At 67.3% G+C, this 5,943-nt stretch carries 7 protein-coding genes; 2 read left to right on the top strand and 5 right to left on the bottom strand.

The features are described from left to right. The 4 genes from BST40_RS27010 to rimP form a co-directional block, all read right to left on the bottom strand. Positions 1-551, bottom strand: a 551-nt coding sequence (locus tag BST40_RS27010; protein ID WP_208618938.1) for a translation initiation factor IF-2 N-terminal domain-containing protein, incomplete at its 3' end; no start/stop codon positions are given. An 88-nt stretch (positions 552-639) separates the two neighbouring features. Further along, positions 640-1,026 (bottom strand): YlxR family protein, encoded by a 387-nt coding sequence (locus BST40_RS27015; RefSeq protein ID WP_420891044.1) that lies wholly within the window; start codon positions 1,024-1,026, stop codon positions 640-642. Between the two features lie 32 nt (positions 1,027-1,058). Beyond that, positions 1,059-2,102: a transcription termination factor NusA gene (nusA, locus tag BST40_RS27020; RefSeq protein ID WP_075549879.1), complete on the bottom strand. Its 1,044-nt coding sequence runs from the start codon at positions 2,100-2,102 to the stop codon at positions 1,059-1,061. Then, positions 2,099-2,632 (bottom strand): ribosome maturation factor RimP, encoded by a 534-nt coding sequence (gene rimP, locus BST40_RS27025; protein ID WP_075549880.1) that lies wholly within the window; start codon positions 2,630-2,632, stop codon positions 2,099-2,101. The genes nusA and rimP overlap by 4 nt, the downstream gene beginning before the upstream one ends. Before the next feature lie 226 nt (positions 2,633-2,858). On the opposite strand from rimP, the gene BST40_RS27030 reads away from it, so the two are divergent. Both BST40_RS27030 and BST40_RS27035 read left to right on the top strand, forming a co-directional pair. After that, entirely contained in the window at positions 2,859-3,395 is a 537-nt protein-coding gene (locus BST40_RS27030; protein WP_075549881.1) for a hypothetical protein, read from the top strand. After that, positions 3,392-3,880, top strand: coding sequence for a ferritin-like domain-containing protein (locus tag BST40_RS27035; protein ID WP_075549882.1), 489 nt, complete (start codon positions 3,392-3,394; stop codon positions 3,878-3,880). The genes BST40_RS27030 and BST40_RS27035 overlap by 4 nt, the downstream gene beginning before the upstream one ends. Here BST40_RS27035 and BST40_RS27040 read toward each other — a convergent pair whose 3' ends face one another. Beyond that, positions 3,881-5,629: a proline--tRNA ligase gene (locus BST40_RS27040; protein ID WP_075549883.1), complete on the bottom strand. Its 1,749-nt coding sequence runs from the start codon at positions 5,627-5,629 to the stop codon at positions 3,881-3,883. Positions 5,630-5,943: the final 314 nt, after the last annotated feature.

Raw genomic sequence — 5,943 nt, forward strand, 5'->3', positions numbered from 1 at the left:
CCGGGCTTGGGAGCCGGACCGGGACGCGCGCCGGGAGCCATGCCGGGGTGGGGCGCCGGGGAGCTGGGCTGTCCCGGCGGCGGCGTCACCGGTTGTCCGGGTTGCGGCGCCTTCGGAGGCGCGGGAGTCGCGGTGGCAGCCGGCGGGCGGGGCGTGGCTCGGGTGGGCGAAGTTGCTGTGTTGCCCGAGTCGGCGGCCCTATCGGGTGTGACGGCCGTCGGCGCGCCGTTGCCGGCCGCCTTGGCAATCGCCTTGTCGAGGGCTTGGTCAAGGGACTGGTCTGCGGCTTTGCCACCATCTGTGCCCGGTCCGGCCACGGGGGCCTTGGCGACAGCCCGATCGGGGCCTTTCTCCGGGCCCTTGGCGGGGGCCTTTTCGGGGGCCGGCTTGGCGCCACCGAACGATTCACGCAGCCGGCGGGCGACCGGCGCTTCTACTGTCGACGATGCGGATTTGACGAATTCGCCCTGTTCACTCAGTCGGGCGAGCACTTCCTTGCTGGTAACACCGAGTTCCTTGGCCAACTCGTGTACGCGGGCCTTACCTGCCACTACATCTCCTGTCTATGAGGCGACGACAGTTGTAGGCCGCGCCTCGGGTTTAGCTATGACACATTGTCATCGGGACTTCACGGTGTGCTCATGTTCGTTGCTGCCTGTTCTGTTGCTCAGTGGGAAATCCACTGATGTGTTCGACCACCGCTGAGATATCCGGCGCACCGGTGATGCGCAGCGCTCTGGTGAAAGCCCTCCGCCGAATTGCTTGTTGTAGGCACTGCGGTTCGGGATGCAGCCATGCACCCCGCCCCGGCAGCCTTCTGCTTAGGTCAACGATCACGGCGTAGTTGCCGTTCCCCGTTGACTCAGCCACCACTCGAAGCAGTTCGACGGCCAACTCTCGCTTCCGGCACCCGACGCACGTCCGCACCGGTCCGCTGGGACGGTCGGAACATCTGTGCGCCGCCACCGAAGGCTCGCGCTGGATCACGGCTAAGTCTAGCGTCACCGAACCGGCCGCCAGAACCACCCGGGGATGGCGTTATGGTTCCGACGCCGACGCTAGCGATCGTGTGCCATTCCGCGGCTGGCGCCCTGCTCAGGGTGACCCGCCGGGTGTCCCGGTGAATCGCCGCGGATGTCGATGCGCCATCCGGTGAGCCGAGCGGCCAGCCGCGCGTTCTGCCCCTCCTTACCGATTGCCAGCGACAACTGGAAGTCGGGCACCACCACGCGGGCGGCCCGCGCATTCTGGTCGATCACCGACACCGAGACCACCTTCGCGGGCGACAACGCGTTGGCCACGAAGCGCGCGGGATCCTCGTCGTAGTCGATGATGTCGATCTTCTCGCCGGACAGTTCGCTCATCACGTTGCGCACCCGCTGGCCCATGGGGCCGATGCAGGCACCTTTGGCATTGAGACCCGGGACGTTCGAGCGCACCGCGATCTTGGACCGATGGCCGGCCTCGCGAGCCACCGCAACGATCTCCACCGACCCGTCGGCAATCTCGGGAACTTCCAGGGAGAACAGCTTGCGTACCAGGTTGGGGTGGGTGCGCGACAACGTGATCAGCGGCTCGCGGGCACCACGGCTCACGCCGACCACGTAACAACGCAGCCGGTTGCCGTGCTCGTAACTCTCGCCGGGGACCTGTTCGGCGGCGGGGATCACGCCCTCGGAGGCCTTGGTCTCGCTTCCCATCCGGACGATTACCAGACCGCGGGCGTTGGCCCTGCTGTCGCGCTGAATCACACCCGCGACAATCTCACCCTCCCGGGTCGAGAACTCGCCGTATGTGCGCTCGTTCTCGGCGTCGCGGAATCGCTGCAACATCACCTGACGAGCTGTCGTCGCCGCGATGCGGCCGAAACCCTCCGGGGTGTCATCCCATTCGCTGATGAGGTTTCCCTCGTCGTCCAGCTCACGGGCGATCACCCGGACGACGCCGCTCTTACGGTCGATCTCGATGCGAGCGTCGGTCTGGTGACCCTGGGTGTGCCGGTAGGCGCTGAGCAGCGCGGATTTGATGGTTTCGAGCAATTCGTTGACCGAGATACCCCGGTCGACCTCAATCGCGTGCAGCGCGGCCATGTCGATGTTCATGATTCGGCCTCCGTACCAGCGGCCCCGCCCGCCGTCGCCAATTCGAGCTCGGCTCGGGCCGGCGGTGAAAACTCCACTTGGACAACAGCTTTCAGGACCTGCGCCAGTGGAATCTGGCGCACCGCCCAGTCCCGGCCCTGCCGGACCACCAGCGCCACGGTGTCACCGGTCAGTTCGCCGACCCGGCCGGTCAGCCGGGATCCGTCGGACAATTCGAGTTCGACCTTGCGACCGCGGGCGCGGCGGAAGTGTTTTTCGCTGGTCAGCGGTCGTTCGACACCGGGCGAGCTGACTTCGAGAACGTACCTGTCGCGGATGGTGTCCAGGCCGTCCAGCAAAGCCGACGCGGAGCGCGACAGGGCGGCGATGGTGTCCAGGTCGAGTGCGGCGTCGCCATCGGCGACCACCGTGATCCGCGGTGGGTGGGCGCGGGTGTCGATGACCACGTCCTCGATCTCGTAGCCGGCGCACGCAAATGCCCCACCGAGTAGCTCGATCACCTGCGTCTGCGAAGGTAGCCCGGTGGTCACGGCGAGCTCCTCATCTTGAGTTGTCCGGTCATCTGGCGGATTTCGCTGCCAGGGCGGTTCCCCCGGCCCGCCGGCGCCCAATCGTCGGCGATCCACAGGGAACCAGCTATCCACGATACGCCAGGAACCGCCGATGCCGTCGTGATCAGGTCGTGGAGGTTTCACCTCCCCGGATCGTGGTCCTCCCTTGTCGTGCGCAGCTCGTTGGTGATGGCAGGATGTTGCTGTGCCAAGAGCAGTACCTGTCGTCAACAGGCGGGGCGTGCTCGCCGGCGGTGCCGCTCTCGCGGCACTCGGGGTGGTCGTGTCCGCCTGCGGCGAGTCCGCCCCCAAACCGCCCGCGGTCGATGAGCTCCTGGCGCCCTTGGAGCAGGCCCGACGCGACAGCGCGCTGGCGTCGGCCGCCGCGGCCGCAATCGGCAATCCACCGCAGGTCGCCGCTGCGCTGACGGTGGTGGCCAGCCAACGCGGCGCGCATGCCCGGGCCCTGGCCACCGAGATCGCCCGAGCCGCGGGCAAGCTGGTGTCCGCCACCAGCGAAACGAGTAGCTCGAGCGCCAGCCCCAGCCCCACGGGCACCGAACCCCCGCCACCGCCACCGCCGGTGTCCGACGTGGTGGATTCGCTGCGCAAGTCGGCCGAGGACGCCAGTCGCCTGGTTGCCACCTCATCGGGCTACCGCGCGGGTCTGCTCGCCTCCATCGCCGCTTCCTGTACGGCGTCCTACACGGTGGCCCTGATGCCCGGGGGACCCTCCATATGACCTCGTCCGAACCGAGCTTCGGGGCCAGCCCCAAACGGTCGCCCGCCGGCAAAGATGCCGACACCGCGGCGCTGAGCGACGCCCTCGCCGTCGAGCACGCGACCATCTACGGGTATGGCATTGTGTCGGCGCTCTCGCCGCCCAGCGTCAACGACTTGGTGGTAGAAGCGTTGAACCAACATCGCCAACGCCGTGACGACGTCATCGCGATGCTGGCCGCCCGCAAGGTCGCCGCGCCGGTGGCCGCGGCGGGTTACCAGTTGCCCAATGACGTGGGCAGCCCAGCCGATGCGGCTCGGCTGGCCGCGCGCATGGAGAACGACGGCGCGACCGCGTGGCGTGCCGTCGTCGAGCATGCCGAGACAGCCGATGACCGGGCGTTCGCGTCGACGGCTTTGACCCAGAGCGCGGTGATGGCCGCCCGGTGGAACAAGGTCCTGGGAGCCTGGCCGATCACGGCTTCGTTCCCGGGCGGCAACGAATAGCTAACCGCTGATGGCTGCCGCGATATCGGTTGCCAGCGAGGCGCCAGCGGCCAGCGCGCGGGTCTGACCGGTGAACCGGTCGCGCAGCTCGACCACGCCATCCGCCCAGCCGCGCCCCACCACGACTATCTTGGGCATTCCCAGCAGTTCGGCGTCCTTGAACTTGACACCGGGCGAGGCCTGACGGTCGTCGAGCAGCACCCCGACCCCCAGTTGATCCAGTTCGGCGGCCAGTGCGACGGCTCCGGTGCGCGCCTCCGCGTCCTTGTTGGCGATCACCAGGTGAACATCGAACGGCGCGATCGCCGGCGGCCAGCGCAAGCCCAGCTCGTCGTGGTGTTGTTCGGCGACGACGGCGACCAGCCGCGATACCCCAATGCCATAGGAGCCCATGGTCAGCCGTACCGGCTTGCCGTCTTCGCCGAGCACGTCGGCGCTGAAAGCGTCGGTGTATTTCTGGCCGAGCTGGAAGATGTGTCCGATCTCGATGCCGCGCGCCATGACGAGCGAGCCAGCACCGTCCGGAGAGGGATCGCCTTCGCGCACCTCGGCAGCCTCGATGGTGCCGTCAGCGGTGAAATCACGACCCGCAATCAGGCCGACGACATGCCGGCCTGGTTCGTCCGCCCCGGTGATCCAGCTGCTGCCATCTACCACCCGCGGGTCGACCAGATAGCGAATATTGTTGTCGCGCAATGCCTTAGGTCCGATGTAGCCCTTGACCAGGAACGGGTATCTGGCAAAGTCGTCGTCGTCGAGCAAGGCGTATTCGGCCGGTTCCAGGGCCGCGCTCAACCTCTTGTCGTCGACCTCGCGGTCGCCGGGCACTCCGATGGCCAGCAGCTCCCAGTCCTTGCCGGGTTGGCGGACTTTGACCAGGACGTTCTTCAGGGTGTCCGCGGCGGTCACCGTACGGCCCAGGTCGGCCTGGTTGGCCCAGGCGACCAGTGTGGCGATGGTCGGGGTGTCGCCGGTGTCGTGGACCACCGCTTCGGGTTGTCCATCGATCGGTCGGGTCTCCGGGCGCGCGGTGATGACGGCTTCGACGTTGGCGGCATAACCCGACTCCGGACACCGGACGAAGGTGTCCTCTCCGACCGGGCTTTCGGCCAGGAACTCTTCGGAGGCGCTGCCGCCCATGGCGCCCGAGACCGCCGAGACGATGACGTAGCGCACTTGCAGCCGCTCGAAGATGCGCTGGTAGGCCTCACGGTGTGCGTGGTAGGCGGCCTTCAGGCCGGCGCTGTCGATGTCGAAGGAGTACGAGTCCTTCATCACGAATTCGCGGACCCGCAGGATGCCGGCGCGCGGGCGGGCTTCGTCGCGGTATTTGTTCTGAATTTGATACAGGACCAGCGGAAAATCTTTGTAGGAGTTGTATTCGCCCTTCACGGTCAGGGTGAACAGCTCCTCGTGTGTCGGCCCGAGCAAGTAGTCATTGCCGCGGCGGTCCTGCAGCCGGAAAACACTGTCGCCGTATTCGGTCCACCGGTTGGTGGTCTGGTAGGGCGCTCGTGGCAACAGCGCGGGAAACAAGATCTCCTGCCCGCCGATGGCGTTCATCTCTTCGCGGACGACCCGCTCGATGTTGCGCAGTACCCGCAGCCCCAGCGGCAGCCAGCTGTAGAGTCCCGGCGCGACGGGCCGGACATATCCGGCTCTGATCAGCAGTTTGTGGCTGGGCACTTCGGCGTCGGCGGGGTCGTCACGCAGGGTGCGCAGGAACAGCTGGGACATCCGGGTGATCACAGGCGGCAAGCCTAGTGACCGCTATGGCGGCCGGACCCGCGCGGTTGCCGTATAGGTGCGTTGGCTTCTCCCGGTTTTGCAGCGCAATGTCTGCCGCGCTGCGTCACATCGGCATTCGCATTGCGCCATGGCCAGTGGAGCGTCCGGCTGTCCCGCGCACAGTCCGTTTTGCGGGCGCAACGGCGAAGCCAATTCCTTGGACGGGGCGGGTCAGCCGTCTGGGCCGGATTGTCCGGCGGCGCCCGCGATACCGTCTGAGCCGGCGCCACCGCTTGAGCCACCACCCAGCCCTTGGCCACCCTGACCCCCGGTGC

The sequence above is a fragment of the Mycobacterium persicum genome (assembly GCF_002086675.1).
In the GTDB taxonomy this organism is placed as follows: domain Bacteria; phylum Actinomycetota; class Actinomycetes; order Mycobacteriales; family Mycobacteriaceae; genus Mycobacterium; species Mycobacterium persicum.